Origin of the sequence: Enterobacter sp. MF024 (assembly GCF_005843915.1) — a bacterium.
GTDB classification, from domain to species: domain Bacteria; phylum Pseudomonadota; class Gammaproteobacteria; order Enterobacterales; family Enterobacteriaceae; genus Enterobacter; species Enterobacter barmai.
The window spans coordinates 1-22,596 of the sequence record NZ_VCBB01000017.1 but is presented as its reverse complement, the minus strand read 5'-3'; the positions used below and the strand labels follow the sequence as shown (position 1 = coordinate 22,596).

Genomic DNA, 22,596 nt, shown 5'->3' with positions numbered 1-22,596 from the left:
TCCATTTTTATCAACGCGCCAGTGTGCTCGAACACACCGGAGCGTCTAACCTCACCAACTATCAAGGAGTTGATTATGGCTGATTCGCATTCTACCCCAGACACCACCGCAACCGGAACTGAGCGTACATTAATAGTGGGATATCGCCCGCAAGGTCGCGATCGCAGTACGCCAAACCTGATCCTTTCCGGCAAATGGCTGCGTGCGGCGGGGTTTGATACTGGCGATAAGGTGACGTTAAAAGTCATGGATGGCTGTATCGTCGTGATGGCGCACAACCCATATGAAAAGATGCTGCTGAGCGAATTAAAACAGGCGCAGCAGAAGCTGAAAGGGATTGAAGGAGCACTGGCTATTGTGTAACCACCGGTGATATCTGGCATACTCTTCAGGCGATTGAGTTTAAATGGATGAAACCGGAGGCAACATGGCAGATGAACAGATAACTCATTCCCCTACCGGGGAATTTGTCATGTTTGCCAGCAGCGATGGTGAAATACGCATTGAGTGTCGCTTCGAGCAGGAAACTTTGTGGCTCCCACAAGCGACACTCGCCAGCCTTTATCAGGTTACTCCCCAGGCCATTACGCAACATATCAAAGCAATCTATGAAGAAGGCGAACTTGAGCAAAACGCAACCTGTAAGTCTTACTTACAGGTTCGAACGGAAGGGAATCGCCAGGTAAGTCGAAACACGCTGCATTATAGCCTGCCCGTTATCATTGCCATCGGCTACCGCGTCCGCTCCTCTCGCGGCACTCAGTTCCGCCAGTGGGCTACCCAGACCCTTCAGGAGTACCTAATCAAAGGCTTCGTGATGGATGACGAACGGTTGAAAAATCCGCCTGTTGGTTCATCCTCTGTGCCTGACTATTTCGATGAGATGCTGGAACGCATCCGCGATATTCGCGCCAGCGAACGCCGGGTTTATTTGCGGGTGCGTGAGATCTTCGCGTTAGCAGCCGATTACCAGCCATCCCTTAAAGAAACCACCCAGTTTTTCCAAATCATCCAGAATAAACTGCATTTCGCCTGTACCGGCCTTACTGCTGCTGAACTCATCCACAAACGTGCTGATGCTAAAAAACCGCATATGGGCTTAACCAGTTATAAAGGCGAAGACGTGCGCAAATGTGATGTGACGGTTGCTAAAAACTACCTTAACCAGGATGAAGTCAGCGAACTTAATCGCGTAGTTAATATGTGGCTGGACTTCGCCGAAGATCAGGCCCGTCGTCGCCAGCAGGTATTTCTGCGCGACTGGCAGGTTAAGCTCGATCAGTTTTTGCAGTTTAACGATCGTGAAGTTCTGCAAGGCGCCGGAACTATCAGTAAGAAGATGGCAGACGAAAAAGCACAGGCTGAATATAACCAGTTTGCCGACCAGCAACGACGCCTGAAGGAAGCCGAGGGCGAGAAGGATATCGCCGGTTTACTACAATGGAAAAAAGAAGCCAAAAAATAGCTCTGAAAGCCCACCTTAAAAACTATTCCTTTTCTGCCTGACAGACCGTGGTGCGTTTCACTCAGCAAACGCACCCCACCCCGAGCAAAAATGCATGGAACTAAAACAGGTCTGTTTACAGTGACAATTCCGCTTTGTCAGTCTATTTCATGTACAATCGTCACGAAATATCTGCAACTTTTAAGGATGAAAGGTGGGTGTTATGAAAGTAAGTGAAACCGCATTACTGGAATCAGGACTTAGCCATGCGGATCTACAAAAAATCAAAAATAATGTAGATAACTATTGCGGAAGTTTAGATGAATCCATTCATGATCTTGCTAATCGCTTTAGAATTGTGCTCTGGGTATTTTTCTGCTGTATGGCAGTATTTATCTGGGTTATGGTTTCAAATAATACGGCTTATGTTATATCTACTGATACAGGCTTATTAATTTCAATGCTCATTGTAGTATTCGTACAACCGCCAGTTCTGGCGTATAAATCCTGGCGGTATTATAGAATACACCGGACTCATGATAATCATGATCGGTAGATAATCATTTTTTTTAACCTCACAGCCCACTATTTTCAGCTAAGCCTGAACAATATCGGTCCCGAAACCGCCTCATCAAAAATTCCCTTCAGCGAAACAATCACCCAACCCCGTGCTCCCCCTCACCCCATCCCTCTCCCCAAAGAGGAGAGGGAGCCGATCGTGCCAATACTCAGGCATCCCCCCGGTTATTCCTGATCCAATATTCGGTATTTCCGATACCGCCACCAAAAGATATTTAACCTCGTTAATAATGAATCAACCCATCGATATTACCTGTGTATTTCCTCCGTTATATTTCCACTATTAATAATTCGCACATCATGCTTCTTAAATAAATTTAACCCAGCGCACAAAAAGCGACACAAATTCATCGTCTGCGGAAAAAGTGTGACGCAGATTATCCATTGCTGTCTGACAACCAGGATAAGATGTCATACAGAAATAGTTTAATAGCCACCAGATATAAACCAAACGTATATAATTTCAGCATGGAGCACATCATGAAATCACCTTTATTCACCCGAACTCTTCTGGGCGCATCTCTGTTTGCACTGCTGGCTACCGGGGCGAGTGCAGCAGAAAAAGTCACGTTAAAACTGGCACATAATCTTGAACGCAGCCACGTCGTTCATCAGGCCTTTGAGCAGATGGCTAAAGAGGTCAAACAACTTTCCAATGGCAATATGACGCTGCGTATTTATCCGAGCAGTCAAATGGGCAGCGCCCGAGAAACCATGGAATTACTGCAAAACGGCGCGCTGGATATGACCAAAGGCTCCGCCAGCGATCTGGAGTCATTTGATAATACGTATGCCATTTATAATTTGCCGTACCTGTTTAAGGATCAGGCGCATTTTAATAAAGTGGTCTTTGGCAGCGTCGGCAAAGAAATTATGGACGCCAGTAAAGATAAAGGTTTTTTTGCGCTTTCCGCCTATGTCGCCGGGACCCGCAGCTTCTATGCTAAAAAACCCATTACCACGCCGGCCGATTTAAAAGGGCTGAAAATTCGCGTTCAGGCAAGCCCGACAACCCTGAAAATGGTTGAGCTGATGGGCGGTTCCCCGACGCCAATCTCGTTCGGCGAAGTGTATACCGCCATGCAGCAGGGCGTGGTGGATGGCGCTGAAAATAACGTCCCGTCCTGGGTGCAGACCCGTCACATTGAAATCGCGAACGTCTTTTCTGAAGACGAGCATGCTTCCATTCCGGACTTCCTGGTTATCTCCACGAAAACCTGGAACAAGCTGACACCGGAGCAGCAGCAGGTCCTCACCAAAGCCGCGAAGGACTCTGAGGCCTGGCAGCAGAAAGCCTGGGATAAGGTCGAAGCAGAAACGCGTGCGCAGGCCACAGCGATGGGCGGCAAGTTTGTTACCGTCGACAAAGCACCGTTCCGCGCAGCCGTACAGCCGCTGTACGACGACTTCAAAAAAGATCCTAAGCAGGCCGCGCTGCTCGCAAAATTCGAACAAGCCGCTGAATAACGCACCTCCGGGCCTGCCTGCAGGCCCGCTTCTCCAGGGAATAACCGATGATAATTGACCGCATAAAAACGCTGGTTGATCGCACTATTGCGGCCTTTTCCGTCGCAGTGATGATCGCGCTGGTGGTCTGCGTGGTGTGGCAGGTGTTCAGCCGCTATGTGCTGAACCAGCCAAGCACGATGACCGATGAACTGGCCCGCTACCTGATGATTTGGGTAGGGCTACTGGGCGCGGCGTATACCGTCGGGGCGCAGCGGCATCTCTCTATCGATCTGTTCGCCATGATGCTGAAAGGCCCAAAGCAGGCGCTTCTGAATATTGTCATTAACGTGCTGATTTTCCTCTTCTCAGGATTGGTTATCGTTACCGGCGGCCTGAAGCTAATTGATAAAACCCTGGCGACATCCCAGGTCTCCGCCGCCATGCAAATCCCGATGGGTTACGTCTACGTCATCCTGCCCCTGTGCGGCGCGGTAATGATGTTCTACGCCCTGTACTTTATCGCTACCGGCATTCGCGGCCTGTCCCGGCCGCAGGAAGGAGTTCACTGATGGATGGAACGATCGCATTAACACTGTTCGGCACTTTCTTTGTGCTGGTGTTTATCGGCTTGCCTATTTCGTTTTCTATCGGCATTGCCACCTTCGCCTCGATGCTATTGATGTTCCCGTGGGACATCGCGGTGATCACCGTCTCCCAGCGTCTGGCAAACGGGCTGGATAACTTCGCCCTGCTGGCGATCCCGTTCTTTATTTTCGCCGGGACGCTGATGAACAGTGGGGGAATAGCGATACGGCTGATTAACCTGGCGCAGGTGATGGTCGGCCGCGTGCCGGGTTCGCTGGGCCACGTAAACGTGCTGGCGAATATGATGTTCGGCTCAATCTCAGGTTCAGCCGTTGCCGCCGCGGCGGCAGTGGGCGGGACGCTCAACCCAATCCAGACAAAGCAGGGCTACGATCCGGCATTCTCAACGGCGGTGAACGTCTCTTCCTGTATTACCGGGCTGCTGATCCCACCGTCAAACGTGCTGATTGTCTTCTCGCTGACGGCGGGTGGCGTATCGGTCGCATCGCTGTTTATGGCGGGCTATCTGCCAGGCATTCTGATGGGGCTGGCCATCATGGTGGTCTGCGCCATCATCGCCAAACGACGCAATTACCCCCTCTCCGAACGCCCGACCTGCGCCCAGGCTGCGAAAGCGCTTCTCGACGCCCTGCCAAGCCTGCTGCTGGTGGTCATCGTGATGGGCGGCATTCTGGGCGGCGTGTTTACCGCCACGGAAGCCTCGGCGATTGCAGTGGTGTATACCTTCATCCTGTCGGTGTTGATCTACCGTGAGGTGAAGTGGCATCAGCTGCCGAAGCTGATTCTGGAATCGGTGGTCACCACGTCCATCGTGTTGTTGCTGATTGGTTTTTCGGTAGGTATGTCATGGGCGATGACCAATGCCGATATCCCGTACATGATCAGCGACACGCTGATGGGGATTTCGGATAACCCACTGATCATCCTGCTGCTGATCAACATCGTGCTGTTAATTGTCGGCATCTTCATGGATATGACGCCTGCGGTGCTGATCTTCACGCCGATTTTCCTGCCTATTGCTCAGGAGCTGGGGATGGACCCGGTCCACTTCGGCATCATGATGGTGGCGAACCTGTGTATCGGCCTGCTGACGCCGCCGGTGGGCAGCGCCCTGTTCGTCGGCTGTTCGATTTCAGGGGTGAAAATCCAGCACCTGATCAAGCCGCTGCTGCCGTTCTATGCCGCACTGCTGATCGCGCTGATGCTGATCACCTACATCCCGCAGATTTCCCTGTTTATTCCCCGGACGCTGGGGCTGATGTAACGTTCGCGCTGGCACGATGCTTACCCGGCCTACGGTTTTGGTTTTTGTAGGCCGGGTAAGGCGAAGCCGCCACCCGGCGTTGGGCGGGAATTAGCGCCTCTACCTCTACACCTCTCCCCAACGGGAGAGGGAAGCTAAACCCGCACCTCCATCACCGCATACACCCCATCCTTCGGCACGATCACCGTGACGTTTTCCGCCGGAATGCCCGCCGCCAGGTGGATATCCTGGAGCTGTTGCAGAGTACGGGGAAATATTGGCGTCCAGCCGATACAGCGCAGGGCAAAATCGATCTGCGGGCTGCTGGTCAGCATGTTCGAGACGATGATCGCCCCGCCGGGTTTCACCAGCCGCAGGACGTGTTTCAGGAAGGTCACCGCCTCGGTGTCGTTGAAATATTCGAAGATCCCCAGCGCATCCACCAGCTCGACGTGGCCTTCGCCCAATTCCTGCACCAGTTTGTCGCTGTGGATCAGGCAATCTTTCAGATCGCGCTGCAATATCGTGACCTGCTCTCCGACGCTCAGCCCCTCGGCGGCGGTCATTTTCTCCGCCCATTTCAGGGAGACGGGATCGTAGTCCACCAGGGTTAGATGCACCTTTTGCCCGTCGAGATGCGCGCCGCGCAGCGCCTCCAGCACCGGAACGGCCGCACCGCTGGCGAGGCTGACCCAGATGTTGTCGATATCGTTACGCAGGTACTGTTCCGCCAGCACGGCCATCACTTTCGCGCGGGAGCGGATACCAATAGCGTCATTGGCGTGAATAAACCACTGGCGGCTGTTGCTGTCCATACGGGTGCCGTCGGGAAGGTGTTCGTCCAGCGGGTTCTGGATAGCGTACAGAGCCAGCGCCGTGGGCACCAGCCGGGTGCGCCAGGCCACAACGGCGGGGCGATTGGTATAAGCCTGTTCAGACCAGCGGTGCTGGCATTTGAGGGTTTTCTCTCCGCGGGCATCCTTTTCCACGATGGGCGGCATCAGCTGCGGGTCCGCTTTTAACGCCCGGTCGAAGGCGTTGAGTTCGCGCGTCACCTCGTCTTTCATCGGCCAGTTATCGCTGATATCAGGAAACGACGCGCTGTGGATGGTCATGGTAGACGGCGCGGTGCCGCGAAAGGGTTGCCAGTGCATAAGTTCATCTCCCGTTTGCCCATGACGGAAGTCTACTTCCCTGTTCGCTCACCGCCCCAGGAAGAAAGCACGATCTTTAGTGCTTCACCCATACCAGCTGATCGACCCGGAAGCCCAGGCTGCGCGCGGTGTTCAGGTAATCCTGTTTCACTGCGTCCGGAATGGTTGGCGTGCGCGACAGGATCCACAGGTAGTCGCGGTTCGGGCCGCTGACCAGCGCGTACTGGTAGTCATCGTCCAGCTTGATCACGTTATATCCGCCGTAGAACGGGCCGAAGAACGAGACCTTCAGCGCGGCGGTCGTTGGCGCACCGGTGTAATAGGCTTTCCCCTCGCTCTCATTCCATTTGCGCTTCACCGGATCGTATCCCCGGTTGAGCACGCTGATCCCGCCGTCGCTGCGCTTGCCGTAGGTGGCGGTCACCTGCTCCATCCCACGCTCGAAGCGGTTTTCGAGACGGGCGATTTCATACCATTTGCCGAGATAGCGGCTGGCGTCAAAATTGGTGATCGGCTGCACGCCTTTCGGCGGCGTTGGGGATTTGCAGGCAACCAGGGTCAACGCAATGGCGACACCGGTCACAACAGGCCATAGTTTCATGAGAACTCCTTTCATTTGCGCGTCTGGAAGTAAAGTGTAGTGCACCGGTCTGGTGCTTCATCCCGCAGGCAAATATTCGTAGTATATTGAGATTATTCCTTCCCTTCGGATGCAGACATGGCCTACTCCATCGGCGAATTCGCCAGACTCAGCGGCATCACCGCCACCACCCTTCGCGCGTGGCAGCGCCGCTACGGTTTACTTAAGCCGCAGCGCACCGAGGGCGGCCATCGCCAGTACAGCGAAGAGGACGTCCAGCAGGCGCTGAAGATCCTCGACTGGGTGAAAAAAGGCGTCCCCATTGGTCAGGTGAAGCCGCTGCTGGAGCGCCCTTCCCCGAACCGCACCAACAACTGGCTATCGCTGCAAATGAGCATGCTGCAACGTCTGCAGGAAGGGAAAATCGAATCCCTGCGCCAGATGATTTACGACGCCGGTCGCGAATATCCGCGGCCGGAACTGGTGGCGAAGGTGTTACGCCCCCTGCGCAGCCAGGTCTCGGCCAACGTTGCCGCCGCCATGACCCTGCGCGAGATCCTCGACGGCATCATCATCGCCTACACCTCGTTTTGTCTTGAGGGCGATAAGAAAGCGCCGGGCGATAACCTTCTGCTCAGCGGCTGGCACCTGAACGACCCGTGCGAAATCTGGCTCGAGGCCTTAAGCCGTACCGGTCAGGGCCATCGGATCAACATCCTGCCCATTCCCCCTGCCGCGCTGGCCCCGGAGATTTTCCCGGACCGCCAGTGGCTGCTGGTCACCAGCGGTAAACTCAACGCCGCGCGCAAAAAGCAGGTTGAGCAGTGGCAGCAGCAGGTTTCCCTTGAGGTGATTATCCTCTGACGATTTTCTCCTGTGGGAATCTTCACGAAAAGTTGAATATTTTCCTGCGCGGCAGATGCTAACGTTTTCCTGTGACTTACCACTCCACAGGAAAACCCAATGAAAAAGACTGCCCCTCTGCTGATCCTTGCCTCTCTGGCCTTCGCCCCTGTCGCCTTTAGTGCCCCTGTCGGCACGCTGAGCGTCCATATTCTTGACCAGCAAACCGGCACGCCGCCGCCGGGCGTCAGCGTCACGCTGGAAAAACAGCAGCAGGACAAATGGACCACCGTCGCCAGCGGTAAAACCGACCAGGACGGCCGCATCAAGTCGCTCTATCCCGAAGATCAGGATATGCAGCCTGGCGTCTATAAAGTGACCTTTAAAACCGCCGACTACTTCCAGGCGAACAAGCTGACCTCGTTCTTCCCGGAGATCCCGGTGCTGTTTACCGTGACCCGCACCAACGAAAAGCTGCACATTCCGCTGCTGCTCAGCCAGTACGGTTATTCCACCTATAAGGGCAGTTAAAAGCCATTGATATTTATCGGTAATAAAAAATAACTCTGCCAATACTTGGACAAAATAGTCAATTTGTGTAACTTTTAGATATCGGCTCTGGAGGTACACACCATGACAACGAAACCTGTGCTGGGTATTAGCGGATGTTTGACCGGTTCCGCCGTTCGCTTCGACGGCGGGCATAAGCGTATGGGCTTTGTCATGGACGAGCTGGCCCAGTGGGTCACCTTCAGGCCCGTCTGTCCGGAAATGGCCATTGGCCTGCCAACGCCGCGCCCGGCGCTGCGCCTGACGCTGACCGACAGCGGTGAGACGCAGATGCGGTTCAGCAAAGCACCTCATGAAGACGTTACGCAAAAGATGGCCGACTTTGCGGCGGGTTATCTGCCTAAGGTCGGCGATCTGGCCGGATTTATCGTTTGTGCCAAATCCCCAAGCTGCGGCATGGAGCGCGTGCGGCTGTATGATGAAAACGGCAACCGGGGCCGCAAGGAGGGTGTCGGGCTGTTCACCGCCGCCCTTCTTGAAACCTGGCCGTGGCTCCCCGTGGAGGAAGATGGACGCCTGCACGATCCGGTGCTGCGGGAGAACTTCGTGGAGCGCGTCTTCGCCCTTCACGAACTGAACACCCTGCGCGCCCAGGGACTGACGCGCCGCGCGCTGCTGGATTTCCACAGCCGTTACAAACTCCAGCTGCTGGCCCACCATCAGGCAGGCTATCGTGAGATTGGCCCGTTTGTCGCCTCGCTGCACGAGTGGGAAGACCTGGACGCGTTCTTCGAGGCGTACCGCGAAAAGCTGATGGCGATCCTGAAGCAGCCCGCCTCGCGGAAAAATCACACCAACGTGCTGATGCATATTCAGGGCTATTTCCGTAACCAGCTAAACAGCCGTCAGCGCGGCGAACTCCGGGACGTGATCCTGCACTATCGCGACGGGCTGCTGCCCATTCTCGCCCCACTCACGCTGCTGAAGCACTACCTGGCGGAATACCCCGACCGCTATCTGATGACGCAAAACTACTTTGATCCCTATCCTGATGATTTGGGTCTGCGTCTGGCCGTGACATGAAGATAAAAATGCGAAGGCCCCGTTGACCCACAGAGGCCCGAACAATACCCCTTTTAGACGACACCCTCACTGTCGTCTTTTTTTTTGCAGTTTACTTAAAATACTGTAACTTTATACAGTTTAAGACCGCAAAGGGGTACGCTGATGATCAACACCCTGCACATTCAAAACTATCGCTCGATCCGCGACATGTCGCTGGGTCTGGAGCAGCTCAACATCGTTTTCGGCCCGAACGGCACCGGAAAATCCAACATCTATAAGGCGATCCATCTGGTGCACAGCGCGGCGCAGGGGCAGTTTTCCCAGGCGCTGGCGAACGAAGGCGGCATTCTGAAGGTGTTCTGGGCGGGCAAAACCCGCAGCGACCAGCTGCGGCGCATGAGCCTGGCGGTGGAAACCGAGACCTGGGAATACGAACTGCAGGTGGGCTTTGTTGAGAAGCTGCCCTATCCCTCGCAGTTTCAGCTCGATCCGGTAATCAAAGAGGAGTCCATCTGGCTGAGCGGCCATCAGCGCCGCCCCTCTGCGCGCCTGATGCAGCGTAAAAACCAGACGGTGTTTTTGAATAACGTTCACCACGAGAAGGTGACCCACAGCGGCACCCTCTATGAAAACGAATCGGTGTTCGGGCAGCTCGGGGAGCCGCACCTCTACCCGGAGGTGTCGCAGATGCGCGAGTCCCTGCGTAACTGGCGCTTTTATCATGAGTTTTCCGTCGCGTCCGGTTCAGCCATGCGCGCCCCGCAGGTGGGGTTCCGCTCGCCGGTACTGGCAAGCGACGGCGCAAACCTGGCGGCCGCGTTTCAGACCATCGTCGAGATTGGCGACGAGCTGCTGCTGATGCGCATTCTCGATCAGGCATTCCCGGGCTGCGTGTTTTACAGCGACAACACCGGGGGGCGCTTTCGCATGATGATGCAGCGCGAAGGCTTAAGCCGACCGCTGGAGCCTGCGGAGTTTTCCGACGGCACGCTGCGTTTTCTGTGCCTGGCGGTGGCGCTGCTCAGCCCGCGTCCGCCCGCCTTTATCGCCCTCAACGAACCGGAAAACAGCCTGCACCCGCAGATGCTGCCTGCCCTGGCGAGCCTGATTGCCGAGGCCAGCCGCTATTCGCAGATCTGGCTTACCAGCCACTCGCCGGAGCTGGCGAACCTGATCGAGAAGCACCGGTCGTTTTCGCTCTATCAGCTCTCGATGGTGGAGGGAGAGACGAAGATGGCGCGGCTGGGGTAAATGCCGGGTGGCGCTACGCTTACCCGGCCTACGATCGCATACGAAAGGTTTTGCGCCACTCCGCCGGGCTGACGCCAAAGCGGGCCTTAAACTGCTGACGCCAGGTCACTGCTGAAAGATATCCCACCTGCTCTGCCACTGCTTCCATCGGCAGATTGCTGCTTTCCAGCAGCAGCTGGCTACGCCGCAGGCGTTCGGCGGTGATCCACTCGATGACGCTCATTCCGGTGGCTTTCATAAAATGGCGGGTCAGCGTGCGGCGGCTCATTGCCACGCTGTCTGCCAGGACATCCAGACTGAGCGGCTGGCTGATATTACGCTGGAGATAGTCGATCAGGTTGTTAATCCGCACATCCCGGGTCGTTTCCGGCACCGGCTGGGCAATAAACTGCGCCTGCCCGCCCTCGCGGTGCGGCGGCACGATCATCCGCCGGGCGATCTGGTTTGCCACCGAGCCGCCAAAGCGCTGACGGATGATATACAGGCAGCAGTCCAGCGCGGCGGCGGTGCCGGCAGAGGTAATGATACGGTCGTCGTCGACGTAAAGGGCGTTGATATCGAGCTGCACGTCCGGGAAAAGCGTCTGAAACTGGCGCTCGAACTCCCAGTGTGTAGCCGCGCGTTTACCGTCGAGAATGCCTGCGTATCCGAGAACAAACGACCCCAGACAGAGCCCGACAATCTCCGCCCCGTTGTCCCTTGCCTGCACCAGGCTGTCGAGCAGCGCCTGCGGCGGACGCTCCAGCACGTGTTGCCAGTAAGGCACCACCACGATATCCGCCTGCCCAATCGCAGAATAATCCTGCGTGGCGTTGAGTGCGAAGCCGTCTGGCGAGGTCAGTAATCCCGGTTTTTCGGCGCAGATCGTGACATTAAAGCGCTTTTCACCCGAAACCGAATCACCAAACAGAATGCAGGGGACGGAGTAGTGGAACGGGCTAAAGCCGTCCACGGCGACAATCGCGACCTTTGTAAGCGGCATTGCTCTCTCCTTTCCCCTGAAAACCTCAGAATATAACGGTTTCGCCGTCCTGGGGAATGGTCAGCACCTCGCTGACCTGGTTGTCCTCTGCGTACTGGCGCAACGCGCTGCGGGTCAGCAGGCAGTGGTTGATGGCCTCCATGTGGACCGCCACAATTTTCGCCTGCGGTAACAGGAAGTGGAGGTTGAGCACATCCTCCTGGCCCATAATGATCGGCCCAAAACCGATGACATGGGCATAACCGGCATTGATTACCACCACATCCGGCTGATGCTTTTGCAGATCGATCGCCACCGCCTCGCGCCAGATGGTATCCCCGGCAATGCAGAGCGTCTTTTCGTCAGGGTGACGAAACACCACACCGCAGGCTTCGCCCAGCCGCTCCGCCAGCTCCGGCACCGCATAGGCGCGATCGGTACCGTGCTGACCGCCGTCGGTTTTACTGAGCTGGATGTCGCCAAGCCGGCTGTTGTCCGTCAGCACCGTCAGTTTGGTAAAACCCTGGCTGCGCAGCAGCTGCGCGTCCTCCTCGTTCTGCACGAAGATCGGCTTGTCTTTGGCGATCTGCTCAATCGCATACTGATCCCAGTGATCGGGGTGGGTATGGGTCACGATAACGGCATCGACATCCAGCAGGGTCTCAACCGCGCAGGGCAGCTCTACCATCGGGTTGCGAATTTCCTCCCGCGCGGTGCCGGGGAAACCATGGTATGCGTCTTTGGGTGCCAGCATCGGGTCAACCAGAAAACGCTTTCCGGCGTAGGTAATGAGCTGTGTCGCGTTACGAATGTGGGTGATGTTCATGGGCTGTTCTCCGGTCTGTGATGCAAAAAGAATAGCCGGAGGGCGAACTGCAGGATGTGGGCTAAAGGGCATTAAGCGATGGGATTGGGCCAAACGCTACTGAACTATGTTCATGCTGCGATTCCCGCCAAAGCTATGCTAAATTAATAAAAGTTATTAACTGTTATTAAGTGAGGTCATCATGCCTTCGCATGCTAAACAGACCATCAGCGCCCAAATCCCTGTAGAACTGGCGCTGGCTATCGAAAAGCTGGCTCAGGAGCTGGATCGCTCAAAAAGCTGGATCATCAAAGAGGCGCTGACGTTTATGCTCGCTGAACGGGAACGCCGCCATAACGATATTCTGTCCGGAATGGCCGATGTCGATGCCGGGCGGGTAGTCAGCCACTCAGAAATTCTGGATTTTGCGGCACGCCTGAAAAAAGAGTAATTCATGGAAATATTCTGGACACGGAAAGCTCAGGACGATCTTGAAAGGATTTACCAGTTTGCACTTCAGTACAGTCGTCAACACGCCAATAACGTACTCGACAGGCTTATGGAAGGAACAACGAACCTCGGAGAGTGCCCTGCTATGGGTGTTTATCAACCCCGCTATGCGCCGCGTGAAGTCAGAAAAATGCTTTTTGATGAATATGAAGTGCATTATGAAATACAGGGCACTGCGCTCTATATTCTCGACCTCTGGCATCGTCGGGAAGATCGCTAGCGCCCTGCATTATTTTATTCCCAGCCCGGCACAGCGCCGCCGTTAAAGATAGTCTCTGCCGCCTTCGCCACCTCAGGTGACTGATACGACTGGATAAACTCCTTCACGTTTTCCGCATCTTTATTGTCTTCCCGCGTCACCACGATGTTCACGTAGGGCGAATTTTTATCTTCGATAAAGACGCTGTCATGCACCGGCGACAGCCCGGTTTGCTGGAGATAGGTGGTGCTGATAATCGCCACATCCACTTTCGGATCGTCCAGCACGCGCGGCAGTTGCGCCCCTTCCAGCTCCATGATTTTGAGATTTTTTGGGTTAGCGGTGATGTCCAGCGCCGTCGGCAGCAGACCTACGTCCGGCTTCAGGGCGATCAGCTTTTCGTTTTGCAGCAGCAACAGCGCCCGGCCCAGGTTGGTGGGGTCGTTGGGGATGGCGATGGTTGCGCCATCTTTGAGCTCAGACACCGATTTTATCTTGCGGGAATAGCCCGCCATCGGGAAGACAAAGGTATTACCGACGGCCACCAGCTTATAACCGTGCGCTTTGTTGTCTTCCGCCAGGAACGGGCGATGCTGGAACACGTTGGCATCCAGCTCGCCGTGGTTGGTCGCGTCGTTTGGCAGCAGCGAGCCGCTAAAGCCCACCAGCTCGACGTCGAGGCCGAACTTCTCTTTCGCCACTTTTTTGGCGACTTCCGCCACGTCCTGCTCGGCGCCGTTAATCACGCCGACTTTAATGTGTTTAGCATCGCTGCTGCTTTGGTCACAGCCCGCCAGCAGCAGGCCAGCGAGAAGAAGCGCACCCAATCGAAGTTTCACCAGTCAGTCCTTTTGATAAATGTTTTATCGACTATATCGGCAACCCAGCGGCAGGTTAAAAAACGAAAAGGAATCAATAAGAAGGATAAGTTATATGCAGATTTTCCGGATGACTGCGTGCCTGGGTTTGTAGGCCCGGTAAGCGTAGCGCCACCGGGCGTGGTACGTCAGGCCTCATACCTGAGCTCCATCCAGAGGGTCCCTCTTTGTAATGCTCTGATTTCTCTCCTCTGGACTCAAAAATGAATCGGGTACGGTTAGGTTTTCCAACAACCTGAAAAACTCATCCCAGCTTTTTTCCTGAGCAGGTTCTGCAGCCAAAACAACATTCCCCTCTTCATCCCGCCGGATGTACACACTCTCCGTCTCAAAGGCGAATTCATCAGGCAGGAGCACCGCCTGATTGCGTCCCTTTTTGATCACTTTTGCTTTGCGTTCCATTGCCACCTCTGCTGCTTTATTGACCAGGCCAAAGCATGCGCCAGCACAGGGAAGGAAGACAAGCCGCAGCGTTCAAATTCGGAAAGCGACTCGCAACAAATAGCCGAATCGCTAACGTCTTGCTTCTCCCTTGCGCAGCGGTGCCTCGCGCAAAAACCACGACAGCACAAAAGCCAGCACCATAATCCCGGCAGCCATCAGGAACACCGCATGAATGGCGGAGCCAAAGGCGTCCAGATAGTCCAGGCGCAGAGCATCCGGCAGGTGATGGATGGCAGTCGGGTTCATCTCCCGCGGCAACTCGGTGCCCTCGGGAATGCGCGCCATCAGGCCCGACTGCAACACGTGGGTGAAGACCGCGCCAAACAGCGCCACGCCAATTGCCCCGCCGATGGAGCGGAACAGGGTCACGCCGGACGTCGCCACCCCGTACTGATCCGCAGACACGCTGTTCTGCACCGCCAGCACCAGCACCTGCATCACCAGGCCCAGCCCCGCCCCCAGTACGCCGGTAAACAGGTACAGCTGCCAGACAGGCGACGCAATGGTGATCCGCGTAAGCAAGGCCATGCCCACCACACCCAGCAGGGTCCCGAGGATCGGGAACAGGCGGTATTTCCCGGTGCGGCTGATAATGCGCCCGCTGATAATCGAGGTCAGCAGCAGCCCGCCCATCAGTGGAATCAGCTGTAAACCGGCCTCGGTCGGAGTGGCCTCTTTGACAATCTGCAGATAGAGCGGGAGGAAGGTCACCGAGCCAAACAGCGACATACCGATGATAAAGCCAATCAGGCTGCAGAGCAGGAAGCTGCGATCCCGGAAGAGCGACAGCGGAATAATCGGCTCCCACGCCAGCCGCTCCTCATAGATAAACCCGGCGATCCCCGTCAGGCCAAAGGCCAGGATGCACCACAGCTGCGGGTCGCTCCACTCGCGAACCGTCCCCCCTTCGCTGGTAAACAGGATGATGCACAGCAGCGCCATGCTGAGGTAAATCGCCCCCAGATAGTCGATCTCATGCTTGTTGCGCTTCGCGCTGCCGTGGAATACCGCGCCGATCACCAGCAGGGCAAACAGCCCCAGCGGCAGGTTGATGTAGAAGATCCAGCGCCAGGAGGCATGCTGCACCAGAAAGCCGCCCACCAGCGGGCCGATCACCGTCGCGAGACCAAAGACCCCGCCGAATAAACCCTGATAACGACCGCGCTCCGCAGGGGGGATCACGTCGGCCACCGCCGCCATGCTGATCACCATCAGCCCGCCGCCGCCCAGCCCTTGCAGGGCGCGCATCAGCACCAGCTGGGTCATGTTCTGCGCCAGCCCGCACAGGGCTGAGCCCACCAGAAACAGGACAATGGCGATCTGCAGAACAATTTTGCGGCCAAAGAGATCGCCAAACTTGCCGTACAGCGGCACCACAATCGTGGAACTCAGAATATAGGCCGTGACGACCCAGGAGAGCTTATCCAGACCGCCCAGCTCACCCACAATGGTGGGCAGCGCCGTGGAGACGATGGTCTGATCGAGGGCCGAGAGCAGCATCACCAGCAGCAGCGCGCTGAACAGCAGCCGCACCGAGGGCGCGTTTTTGGTTTGCGTTGTCGAATCGGACACCATGAAACACCGCTTGAAATTAATTAATTGGATAATTAATATTTAATGAAGTTATGAATCAGGTCAAGGGATCCTCCGCGCATGTCAGCACATAAAGATAATTCTGAGCCCACGCCACAGGCCCGCCGCCCCGGTCGTCCGCGCGGGAGCAAACCCACCGCCACCAGCCGGGAACAGCTGCTGGATATCGCCCTGGATCTCTTTGCCCGTCAGGGGATTGCCCGCACGTCACTCAACGCCATTGCCAGAGAGGCCGGTGTGACGCCCGCGATGCTCCACTACTACTTCAACTCCCGGGAGCAACTGCTCGACGCAATGATCGAGGAGCGCTTTTTGCCGCTGCGCAGCGCCATCGCCACGCTTTTCAGCGCCCATCCGGACGATCCGGTGACTGCCCTGACGTTAATGGTTGAAAAGCTGGCCGAACTGGCCGTGGAACACCACTGGTTCGCACCGCTGTGGATGCAGGAGGTGATTGGTGAAATGCCGGTGCTGCGTGCGCATCTGCAGGCCCGGTTTGGCGATGAGAAATATCAGGCGACGCTCGAAACCGTCGCCCGCTGGCAGCAGGAGGGCAAACTGAACCGCGACCTGGCGCCGGAGCTGCTGTTCACCACCCTGTTGAGCCTGGTGCTGGTGCCCTTTTCGCGGATGCGCAATGACGAGAGGTTACGCGCCCTCTCGCCTGAGCAGATCGTGCGTCATGCGCTGGCGGTGATCGGTAGCGGTATTGGCGCTTAAAGCGCCTTCGACAGGTAATGGCGCTGTATTCCCTCGTACGGAAAATCTTCCAGCGTCATGGTCACCTGATAGCCCTGCTTTTCATAAAACGGACGCGCCTGGAAACTGAAGGTATCCACCAGCGCATGCCGGCATCCCTGTTTCCGCGCTTCGCCTTCGGCGACCTGCATCAGCTGGCCCCCGAGCCCGTTGCCGCGTATTTCATCGCTAACCCACAGATATTTAATGTTCAGCCACTCGCCCTGGCGGTTGCCGATCAGACCCCCGCGCATTTTTCCGTTCTCATCACGGGCATAAACGGCGATATCACTCGCCACGCGGGAGAAACTAATAAACTGGCTGTTATAGATCCGCAGTCCCTGCAGTAACTCTTCCTGTTCATGTTCAGTAATGGTGTCGGTAATACTCAGTTGCATATCATTCCCCCGTTACGTTGCACATCGACTATCGCACACTGAGCCCAGGATACAATCGCTAAATTCTGGCGTTGTGCTGGCAAAAAAATGTAAGTGCAATCAACGCAAAACCCCCTTTGCGAGCAGCATCACCCTTTGTGCGCTGTCCGTCCCCCGCCGTCACAAATTTTTCTTCCGGGCTTGCCTGTACCCCAAATTCTGCGGCTACGCTTAGTCGTACCCCTGCGCAACTATTGGCAAAATTAATACTTTCGGCTTGGGTCGCAAAGGCGGATGTAACGATATATTTCATAAACGTGTGTGTTTTTTTCCGGAGGTTTCCATGAAGTCAGCGCACCTGTTTTGCCTCATCGTCTGCCTGCTTTTCGCCGCCTTCGTTCATGCTCAGGAGATGAACGACCCGGTAAAATTAGAGCAGATGAAACAGGCGGTTTTAAAGGATGTGAAGAAAGCCTGTTCCCCGCAACGCAAGCAAACCGATAAAGAGTGGCAGGCGATGATTATGGCTTCTGAGGCGAATCAGATGCTGGTCAAAAACGCGGTGGTGGCGATGGAGCGGAACAACCAGGAAGGTTACTGGGATGCCGTCAATCAGGTGGACTGCATGGAGGATTACTGATTACGCATAAAGGGGCCATTAAGCCCCCTTAGTTTTTTAGCGCCGCACATCCGGAATAATTAAATCCCCGCGCAGCACATACGACCCGAGCATCTGGGTCTTCTCATTCAGCCAGCTGACGATCCGTGCCGCCATGGCATCCATCGAATACTCAATCGCCGGAATGGTCGGAATGCCCGGCAGATGCAGCGATCCCGCAAGGCTGAACACCATGATGTCCCCCGGTACGGACCGGTTGAAAGCCTGCAGCTGCGGGATCACCCGCTGTGCTTCCTGCTCGTCGGCCACCAGTAAGGCGTTGAAATTGACCGTACTGGCGTTGTTGAGCAACTCCTGCAGCGCCACGGAGGAGGAGGTGGCGTCCATAAAGACCAGGTTGCGATTAAACGGCAGGAAGTTTTTCTCCAGCCCATGCTTGTAGCCCAGCAGCACCTGATCGGCAAAACCGCTGCCGTGCGGGTGGATCAGGGCAATCTGACGGCGCCCCTGGCTGGCGAGAAAGTTACAGGCGGTTTCCGCGGCAAAAGCATGGTCGTACTGGATGCTGTTGACGTTGTTGGTTTCCATGCAGTCCACCAGGATGACGTTCTCCTGATCGATGTGCAGCGGGAAACGGGCACCGATAATCAGAATGTCATCGCATAACCCGCAGGAGAGCTCTTCCAGCGCGTTCATGACGTCGGCTTTAGAGTTGGCGAAGCGAAGCAGCAGGTGCTTCTGGTGCTGGCTGAGATGTTTTTCCAGCGCGTACAGATAACCGGTGGTCTGGTTAATGTTGTCCTGGGCGCAGATCACCCCGATACAGCCGGTTGACTGGCTGAGCAGCGACTGGGCAATCACGTTTGGCCGATAGTTCAGCTCTTCCACTGCTTTCAGTACGGCCTGGCGGCTGGCTTCCTTCACGCCGCGCGACCCGCTCAACACCCGTGATACCGTGGCTTTAGACACCCCGGCCAGACGTGATACATCGTTGATTGTAGACATCTTTTTCCCCTGACAGGTCTCTCCTGGCCCCTGTAATTCCCGATCCCACTTCGGCTCATATTATAGCCATTCAGGAGTATATCTGTTTCCGTTTTCCATGGAAACCGATTTTCCGTTTCCACTCTAACTGATGCAAAAGCAGCCAAAATATGTGACCCAAATCCGATTACCAGGCCCCATAAGCAAGGGATCTTGATGGCTGTCACACTTCTGTCTTATATGGATGGAAACCGGTTTCCATATGTTATCCAATCATCTCCGCAATAACTATTTACATTTTGAGGATGGTTGTCGATGTTCAAGATTATGCTGTGCTGTTCTGCCGGGATGTCCACCAGTCTGCTGGTACGGAAAATGGTCGAAGCCGCGGACGAACGCGGTTTACCTGTCAAAATCGATGCTTACGGTGTTGCAGAATTTGATACGCAGTTTCCGCAATACCAGGTCGTGCTTCTCGGACCGCAAGTCAAATACATGTTAAAAACGCTCTCAGACAAGGCTGCTACGCAAGGTGTGCCGGTACAAGCCATTGATATGATGGACTACGGTATGCAACGTGGTGATAAGGTGCTGGACTATGCTCTGTCGCTCATTGAAGCGGCACACTAAGAAGGTGTTCTCATGAGTTCGTTATATCAATCTATGGTTGCCGTCATTGAGCAGTCCATCGCGCCGCTGGCGGGCAAACTGGGCCAGCAGAAGTACGTGATTGCCATCCGCGACGGTTTTACCGCCGCGCTGCCGTTCATGATCATCGGCTCGTTTATGCTGGTGTTCATCTTCCCGCCGTTCTCCGCGGATACCACCAACAGCTTTGCCCGCGGCTGGCTGGATTTTTCTGAGACCTACCGCGAACAGCTGATGCTGCCGTTTAACCTCAGCATGGGCGTGATGACCTTCTTTATCTCCGTGGGCATTGGTGCGAGCCTCGGGCGTCAGTTTAACCTCGATCCGGTGATGTCCGGCCTGCTGGCGTTTATGGCGTTCCTGCTGGTGGCCGCCCCGTATGCCGACGGCAAAATCTCCACCCAGTATCTGTCGGGCCAGGGGATCTTCACCGCGCTAATCACCTCTATCTATGCCACCCGCGTTTACGCGTGGCTGAAGGATCACAAAGTCACCATCCGTCTGCCGAAAGAAGTGCCGACCGGCGTGGCGCGTTCGTTTGAGATCCTGATCCCGGTCGTGGTCATTATCGGTACCCTGCACCCGCTGAACCTGTTTATCGAAGCCCAGACCGGGATGATTATCCCGCAGGCGATTATGCACCTGCTGGAGCCGCTGGTTTCCGCTTCGGATTCCCTGCCCGCTATCCTGCTCTCCGTGCTGCTGTGCCAGATCTTCTGGTTCGCTGGCATCCACGGCGCGCTGATTGTCACCGGCATCATGAACCCGTTCTGGATGGCTAACCTCTCCGCCAACCAGGCCGCGCTGGCTGCCGGCGCTGCACTGCCGCACGTCTATCTGCAGGGCTTCTGGGACCACTACCTGCTGATCGGCGGCGTTGGCTCTACCCTGCCGCTGGCCTTCCTGCTGCTGCGTAGCCGCGTAACGCACCTGCGTACCATTGGTAAAATGGGCGTGGTGCCAAGTTTCTTTAACATCAACGAGCCTATTCTGTTCGGTGCGCCGATCATCATGAACCCGATGCTGTTTATTCCGTTCGTGTTCGTTCCGATGATCAACGCTTGTCTGGCGTATACCGCCACCAAACTCGGCTGGCTGGCACAGGTTGTGTCGCTGACGCCGTGGACGACCCCGGCTCCGATTGGTGCCTCCTGGGCGGCAAACTGGGCCCTGAGTCCGGTGGTGATGTGCGTCATTTGTATGGTGATGTCGGCGCTGATGTATTTACCGTTCCTGCGTGCTTATGAGCGTTCTCTGGTGAAAACCGAAGAGCAGAAAGCGCAGGCGACCGTAGGTGCAGCAGAGACCGTCGGCAATTAAGTCAAAGAGGACGATTTATGAAATATGCATTTCCCGAGAACTTCTGGTGGGGTAGCGCCTGTTCTGCAACTCAAACCGAAGGGGAAAGCCAAAGCAGTGGTAAAGGATTATCCATCTGGGATCACTGGTTTGCCACAGAGCCGAATCGCTTTCACAACGGGGTGGGGCCGCAGAATACGTCCACGTTTTATCAGCACTGGAAAGCCGACATTCAGCTGTTAAAGCAGCTGAACCACAATAGCTTTCGCACCTCGATAAGCTGGGCGCGCCTGATCCCGGACGGCACCGGGGAAGTGAACCAGGAGGCGGTGGCCTTCTACAACCAGGTGATCGACGAACTGATCGCCCAGGGCATCAAGCCGTTTATCACCCTGTTCCACTTCGACATGCCGATGGCGATGCAGGAGATTGGCGGCTGGGAAAACCGGGATGTGGTGGCGGCTTATGGTCGTTACGCAGAAACCTGCTTTAAGCTTTTTGGCGATCGGGTAATGCACTGGTTTACCTTTAACGAGCCGATTGTGCCGGTAGAGGGCGGGTATCTGTATGATTTCCACTACCCGAACGTGGTCGATTTCCGTCGTGCGGCCACGGTGGCTTATCACACCGTACTGGCCCATGCGCAGGCGGTTCGCGCCTTTCGCGCCGGGCATCACCCCGGTGAGATTGGCATCGTGCTGAACCTGACCCCGTCCTATCCGCGTTCACAGAACCCAGCGGACGTGAAAGCCGCGCACCATTGCGATCTGCTGTTTAACCGCAGCTTCCTCGACCCGGTGCTGTGCGGTGAATACCCGGCGGACCTGGTGGCGATGCTGAAAGCGCACGATCAGCTGCCAGCCTGTTTGCCAGAAGACAGCGCGCTGATTGCTGACGGTAAAATCGACCTGCTGGGCATTAACTACTACCAGCCGCGTCGGGTGAAGTGTCGTGATACGGCCATTAATCCGAACGCGCCGTTTATGCCGGAATGGTTCTTCGACAGCTACGAGATGCCGGGACGCAAGATGAACCCGTATCGCGGCTGGGAAATCTACGAGCCGGGTATTTACGATATTCTCATTAACCTGCGCGATAATTACGGCAACCCACGCTGTTTTATTTCTGAAAATGGAATGGGCGTCGAAAACGAGCAGCGTTTTATTGAGAACGGCCAGATTAACGACCAATATCGTATCGACTTTATTTCTGAACATCTTAAATGGCTGCATAAAGGTATTAGCGAAGGCAGTAATTGTCTTGGCTACCATATGTGGACATTTATTGATAACTGGTCGTGGTGCAATGCGTATAAAAACCGCTATGGTTTTGTCCAGCTCGATTTAGAGACGCAGCAGCGCACCATTAAAAAGAGCGGAGAATGGTTTGCCCAAACCTCTCTGAATAATAGTTTCGATAAATAGAGTAAGAGATGATGATTGCCTTAGAAGAAGCCGTAATGGAAATCATCGTCAATGCTGGTCAGTCGCGCAGCCTGTGCTTTGAAGCACTGCATGCTGCGCGGCAGGGCAACTTTGACGAAGCGAAAAGCCTGCTGCGCGAAGCCGATGGTTACGCGCGCCAGGCGCACCATATGCAGACCAAACTCATCGAGCAGGACGCGGGCGAAGCCCGTCAGCCGATGACCTTAATTATGGTGCACGCCCAGGATCATTTAATGAACTCGCTGCTGGCCCGTGAATTATCCGAAGAGATTATTCATTTATATCAGCGCTAATATTTAAATATCAGTAATGGAGATAGTCTTACGATAATAGTGTAAAGCCTCTGTACCCATAAAATAAAAATCAACTTGT

27 protein-coding genes are annotated in these 22,596 nt (G+C 55.4%); 18 read left to right on the top strand and 9 right to left on the bottom strand.

Going from position 1 to position 22,596, the window contains the following annotated elements:
- Positions 1–75 precede the first annotated feature (75 nt).
- The 6 genes from FFB58_RS19925 (at position 76) to FFB58_RS19900 (ending at position 5,342) form a co-directional block, all read left to right on the top strand.
- A complete protein-coding gene (locus FFB58_RS19925; protein WP_138370805.1) occupies positions 76–363 on the top strand; it encodes a SymE family type I addiction module toxin in 288 nt (95 codons plus the stop codon).
- A 64-nt stretch (positions 364–427) separates the two neighbouring features.
- The gene (gene rhuM / locus FFB58_RS19920) at positions 428–1,465 is read left to right on the top strand and encodes a RhuM family protein (RefSeq protein WP_138370804.1); all 1,038 of its coding nucleotides are present in this window, start codon (positions 428–430) and stop codon (positions 1,463–1,465) included.
- Between the two features lie 202 nt (positions 1,466–1,667).
- Complete coding sequence (locus tag FFB58_RS19915; protein WP_138370803.1) at positions 1,668–2,000, top strand: hypothetical protein; 333 nt, start codon at positions 1,668–1,670, stop codon at positions 1,998–2,000.
- A 503-nt stretch (positions 2,001–2,503) separates the two neighbouring features.
- Entirely contained in the window at positions 2,504–3,490 is a 987-nt protein-coding gene (locus FFB58_RS19910) for a TRAP transporter substrate-binding protein (RefSeq protein WP_039030190.1), read from the top strand.
- 47 nt (positions 3,491–3,537) lie between these two features.
- Entirely contained in the window at positions 3,538–4,041 is a 504-nt protein-coding gene (locus tag FFB58_RS19905; protein WP_138370802.1) for a TRAP transporter small permease, read from the top strand.
- On the top strand, positions 4,041–5,342 hold the full coding sequence (locus tag FFB58_RS19900; protein WP_138370801.1) for a TRAP transporter large permease subunit: 1,302 nt from the start codon (positions 4,041–4,043) through the stop codon (positions 5,340–5,342). Before FFB58_RS19905 ends, FFB58_RS19900 begins: the two co-directional genes overlap by 1 nt.
- Positions 5,343–5,476: 134 nt before the next feature.
- Here the strand turns inward: FFB58_RS19900 and FFB58_RS19895 are convergent, their stop codons facing one another.
- Positions 5,477–6,475, bottom strand: a complete 999-nt coding sequence (locus FFB58_RS19895) for a class I SAM-dependent methyltransferase (protein ID WP_138370800.1) — start codon at positions 6,473–6,475, stop codon at positions 5,477–5,479.
- 76 nt (positions 6,476–6,551) lie between these two features.
- A complete protein-coding gene (locus FFB58_RS19890; RefSeq protein WP_138370799.1) occupies positions 6,552–7,076 on the bottom strand; it encodes a lipocalin family protein in 525 nt (174 codons plus the stop codon).
- Positions 7,077–7,193: 117 nt separating this feature from the next.
- Here FFB58_RS19890 and FFB58_RS19885 point away from each other — a divergent pair, with 117 nt between their 5' ends.
- From FFB58_RS19885 to FFB58_RS19870, 4 genes are all read left to right on the top strand, one after another.
- Positions 7,194–7,919: a MerR family transcriptional regulator gene (locus tag FFB58_RS19885; RefSeq protein WP_138370798.1), complete on the top strand. Its 726-nt coding sequence runs from the start codon at positions 7,194–7,196 to the stop codon at positions 7,917–7,919.
- 99 nt (positions 7,920–8,018) lie between these two features.
- On the top strand, positions 8,019–8,429 hold the full coding sequence (uraH, locus tag FFB58_RS19880) for a hydroxyisourate hydrolase (protein ID WP_138370797.1): 411 nt from the start codon (positions 8,019–8,021) through the stop codon (positions 8,427–8,429).
- 102 nt (positions 8,430–8,531) lie between these two features.
- Positions 8,532–9,491, top strand: a complete 960-nt coding sequence (locus FFB58_RS19875) for a DUF523 and DUF1722 domain-containing protein (protein ID WP_138370796.1) — start codon at positions 8,532–8,534, stop codon at positions 9,489–9,491.
- 144 nt (positions 9,492–9,635) lie between these two features.
- On the top strand, positions 9,636–10,724 hold the full coding sequence (locus FFB58_RS19870; RefSeq protein ID WP_138370795.1) for an AAA family ATPase: 1,089 nt from the start codon (positions 9,636–9,638) through the stop codon (positions 10,722–10,724).
- Between the two features lie 28 nt (positions 10,725–10,752).
- Here the strand turns inward: FFB58_RS19870 and FFB58_RS19865 are convergent, their stop codons facing one another.
- A complete protein-coding gene (locus tag FFB58_RS19865) occupies positions 10,753–11,706 on the bottom strand; it encodes a helix-turn-helix domain-containing protein (protein ID WP_138370794.1) in 954 nt (317 codons plus the stop codon).
- A gap of 25 nt (positions 11,707–11,731) precedes the next feature.
- Positions 11,732–12,511 (bottom strand): MBL fold metallo-hydrolase, encoded by a 780-nt coding sequence (locus FFB58_RS19860; protein WP_138370793.1) that lies wholly within the window; start codon positions 12,509–12,511, stop codon positions 11,732–11,734.
- Between the two features lie 181 nt (positions 12,512–12,692).
- Here FFB58_RS19860 and FFB58_RS19855 point away from each other — a divergent pair, with 181 nt between their 5' ends.
- On the top strand, positions 12,693–12,941 hold the full coding sequence (locus FFB58_RS19855; protein ID WP_138370792.1) for a ribbon-helix-helix domain-containing protein: 249 nt from the start codon (positions 12,693–12,695) through the stop codon (positions 12,939–12,941).
- Between the two features lie 3 nt (positions 12,942–12,944).
- Positions 12,945–13,220, top strand: a complete 276-nt coding sequence (locus FFB58_RS19850) for a type II toxin-antitoxin system RelE/ParE family toxin (RefSeq protein ID WP_138370791.1) — start codon at positions 12,945–12,947, stop codon at positions 13,218–13,220.
- A 14-nt stretch (positions 13,221–13,234) separates the two neighbouring features.
- Here the strand turns inward: FFB58_RS19850 and nlpA are convergent, their stop codons facing one another.
- The 3 genes from nlpA to FFB58_RS19835 form a co-directional block, all read right to left on the bottom strand.
- A complete protein-coding gene (gene nlpA / locus FFB58_RS19845) occupies positions 13,235–14,038 on the bottom strand; it encodes a lipoprotein NlpA (RefSeq protein ID WP_039030200.1) in 804 nt (267 codons plus the stop codon).
- A gap of 174 nt (positions 14,039–14,212) precedes the next feature.
- Positions 14,213–14,479: an AbrB/MazE/SpoVT family DNA-binding domain-containing protein gene (locus FFB58_RS19840; protein ID WP_138370790.1), complete on the bottom strand. Its 267-nt coding sequence runs from the start codon at positions 14,477–14,479 to the stop codon at positions 14,213–14,215.
- Between the two features lie 111 nt (positions 14,480–14,590).
- Complete coding sequence (locus tag FFB58_RS19835; RefSeq protein WP_138370789.1) at positions 14,591–16,096, bottom strand: MDR family MFS transporter; 1,506 nt, start codon at positions 16,094–16,096, stop codon at positions 14,591–14,593.
- A gap of 78 nt (positions 16,097–16,174) precedes the next feature.
- On the opposite strand from FFB58_RS19835, the gene FFB58_RS19830 reads away from it, so the two are divergent.
- A complete protein-coding gene (locus FFB58_RS19830; RefSeq protein ID WP_039030202.1) occupies positions 16,175–16,834 on the top strand; it encodes a TetR/AcrR family transcriptional regulator in 660 nt (219 codons plus the stop codon).
- Here the strand turns inward: FFB58_RS19830 and FFB58_RS19825 are convergent.
- Positions 16,831–17,250, bottom strand: a complete 420-nt coding sequence (locus FFB58_RS19825) for a GNAT family N-acetyltransferase (RefSeq protein WP_138370788.1) — start codon at positions 17,248–17,250, stop codon at positions 16,831–16,833. The two genes, FFB58_RS19830 and FFB58_RS19825, sit on opposite strands and share 4 nt — an antisense overlap.
- A gap of 322 nt (positions 17,251–17,572) precedes the next feature.
- Between FFB58_RS19825 and FFB58_RS19820 the strand changes: the two genes are divergently transcribed.
- A complete protein-coding gene (locus FFB58_RS19820; RefSeq protein ID WP_039030204.1) occupies positions 17,573–17,869 on the top strand; it encodes a YicS family protein in 297 nt (98 codons plus the stop codon).
- 36 nt (positions 17,870–17,905) lie between these two features.
- On the opposite strand, the gene FFB58_RS19815 is transcribed toward FFB58_RS19820, so the two are convergent.
- Positions 17,906–18,853 (bottom strand): LacI family DNA-binding transcriptional regulator, encoded by a 948-nt coding sequence (locus FFB58_RS19815; protein WP_039030205.1) that lies wholly within the window; start codon positions 18,851–18,853, stop codon positions 17,906–17,908.
- Between the two features lie 294 nt (positions 18,854–19,147).
- On the opposite strand from FFB58_RS19815, the gene FFB58_RS19810 reads away from it, so the two are divergent.
- Genes FFB58_RS19810 through FFB58_RS19795 form a run of 4 tightly spaced genes read left to right on the top strand, consistent with a single transcriptional unit; the run spans position 19,148 to position 22,517 of the window.
- Complete coding sequence (locus FFB58_RS19810) at positions 19,148–19,462, top strand: PTS sugar transporter subunit IIB (protein WP_039030206.1); 315 nt, start codon at positions 19,148–19,150, stop codon at positions 19,460–19,462.
- 12 nt (positions 19,463–19,474) lie between these two features.
- Positions 19,475–20,800, top strand: coding sequence for a PTS sugar transporter subunit IIC (locus tag FFB58_RS19805; RefSeq protein WP_039030207.1), 1,326 nt, complete (start codon positions 19,475–19,477; stop codon positions 20,798–20,800).
- Between the two features lie 17 nt (positions 20,801–20,817).
- Positions 20,818–22,203, top strand: a complete 1,386-nt coding sequence (locus FFB58_RS19800) for a glycoside hydrolase family 1 protein (RefSeq protein ID WP_039030208.1) — start codon at positions 20,818–20,820, stop codon at positions 22,201–22,203.
- A gap of 11 nt (positions 22,204–22,214) precedes the next feature.
- Positions 22,215–22,517, top strand: a complete 303-nt coding sequence (locus FFB58_RS19795; protein WP_072250852.1) for a PTS lactose/cellobiose transporter subunit IIA — start codon at positions 22,215–22,217, stop codon at positions 22,515–22,517.
- Positions 22,518–22,596: the final 79 nt, after the last annotated feature.

Excerpts from the sequence above, each read along its gene's own strand:
- FFB58_RS19890 (WP_138370799.1), bottom strand. The coding sequence starts at position 7,076 with ATGAAACTATGGCCTGTTGTGACCGGTGTCGCCATTGCGTTGACCCTG.
- FFB58_RS19810 (WP_039030206.1), top strand. The coding sequence starts at position 19,148 with ATGTTCAAGATTATGCTGTGCTGTTCTGCCGGGATGTCCACCAGTCTG.
- FFB58_RS19895 (WP_138370800.1), bottom strand. The coding sequence starts at position 6,475 with ATGCACTGGCAACCCTTTCGCGGCACCGCGCCGTCTACCATGACCATC.
- FFB58_RS19870 (WP_138370795.1), top strand. The coding sequence starts at position 9,636 with ATGATCAACACCCTGCACATTCAAAACTATCGCTCGATCCGCGACATG.
- FFB58_RS19820 (WP_039030204.1), top strand. The coding sequence starts at position 17,573 with ATGAAGTCAGCGCACCTGTTTTGCCTCATCGTCTGCCTGCTTTTCGCC.
- FFB58_RS19875 (WP_138370796.1), top strand. The coding sequence starts at position 8,532 with ATGACAACGAAACCTGTGCTGGGTATTAGCGGATGTTTGACCGGTTCC.
- FFB58_RS19855 (WP_138370792.1), top strand. The coding sequence starts at position 12,693 with ATGCCTTCGCATGCTAAACAGACCATCAGCGCCCAAATCCCTGTAGAA.
- FFB58_RS19830 (WP_039030202.1), top strand. The coding sequence starts at position 16,175 with ATGTCAGCACATAAAGATAATTCTGAGCCCACGCCACAGGCCCGCCGC.
- FFB58_RS19910 (WP_039030190.1), top strand. The coding sequence starts at position 2,504 with ATGAAATCACCTTTATTCACCCGAACTCTTCTGGGCGCATCTCTGTTT.
- FFB58_RS19840 (WP_138370790.1), bottom strand. The coding sequence starts at position 14,479 with ATGGAACGCAAAGCAAAAGTGATCAAAAAGGGACGCAATCAGGCGGTG.
- uraH (WP_138370797.1), top strand. The coding sequence starts at position 8,019 with ATGAAAAAGACTGCCCCTCTGCTGATCCTTGCCTCTCTGGCCTTCGCC.
- FFB58_RS19900 (WP_138370801.1), top strand. The coding sequence starts at position 4,041 with ATGGATGGAACGATCGCATTAACACTGTTCGGCACTTTCTTTGTGCTG.
- FFB58_RS19850 (WP_138370791.1), top strand. The coding sequence starts at position 12,945 with ATGGAAATATTCTGGACACGGAAAGCTCAGGACGATCTTGAAAGGATT.
- FFB58_RS19865 (WP_138370794.1), bottom strand. The coding sequence starts at position 11,706 with ATGCCGCTTACAAAGGTCGCGATTGTCGCCGTGGACGGCTTTAGCCCG.
- FFB58_RS19925 (WP_138370805.1), top strand. The coding sequence starts at position 76 with ATGGCTGATTCGCATTCTACCCCAGACACCACCGCAACCGGAACTGAG.
- FFB58_RS19915 (WP_138370803.1), top strand. The coding sequence starts at position 1,668 with ATGAAAGTAAGTGAAACCGCATTACTGGAATCAGGACTTAGCCATGCG.
- FFB58_RS19860 (WP_138370793.1), bottom strand. The coding sequence starts at position 12,511 with ATGAACATCACCCACATTCGTAACGCGACACAGCTCATTACCTACGCC.
- FFB58_RS19815 (WP_039030205.1), bottom strand. The coding sequence starts at position 18,853 with ATGTCTACAATCAACGATGTATCACGTCTGGCCGGGGTGTCTAAAGCC.
- FFB58_RS19795 (WP_072250852.1), top strand. The coding sequence starts at position 22,215 with ATGATTGCCTTAGAAGAAGCCGTAATGGAAATCATCGTCAATGCTGGT.
- FFB58_RS19905 (WP_138370802.1), top strand. The coding sequence starts at position 3,538 with ATGATAATTGACCGCATAAAAACGCTGGTTGATCGCACTATTGCGGCC.
- FFB58_RS19835 (WP_138370789.1), bottom strand. The coding sequence starts at position 16,096 with ATGGTGTCCGATTCGACAACGCAAACCAAAAACGCGCCCTCGGTGCGG.
- FFB58_RS19800 (WP_039030208.1), top strand. The coding sequence starts at position 20,818 with ATGAAATATGCATTTCCCGAGAACTTCTGGTGGGGTAGCGCCTGTTCT.
- FFB58_RS19825 (WP_138370788.1), bottom strand. The coding sequence starts at position 17,250 with ATGCAACTGAGTATTACCGACACCATTACTGAACATGAACAGGAAGAG.
- FFB58_RS19885 (WP_138370798.1), top strand. The coding sequence starts at position 7,194 with ATGGCCTACTCCATCGGCGAATTCGCCAGACTCAGCGGCATCACCGCC.
- rhuM (WP_138370804.1), top strand. The coding sequence starts at position 428 with ATGGCAGATGAACAGATAACTCATTCCCCTACCGGGGAATTTGTCATG.
- FFB58_RS19805 (WP_039030207.1), top strand. The coding sequence starts at position 19,475 with ATGAGTTCGTTATATCAATCTATGGTTGCCGTCATTGAGCAGTCCATC.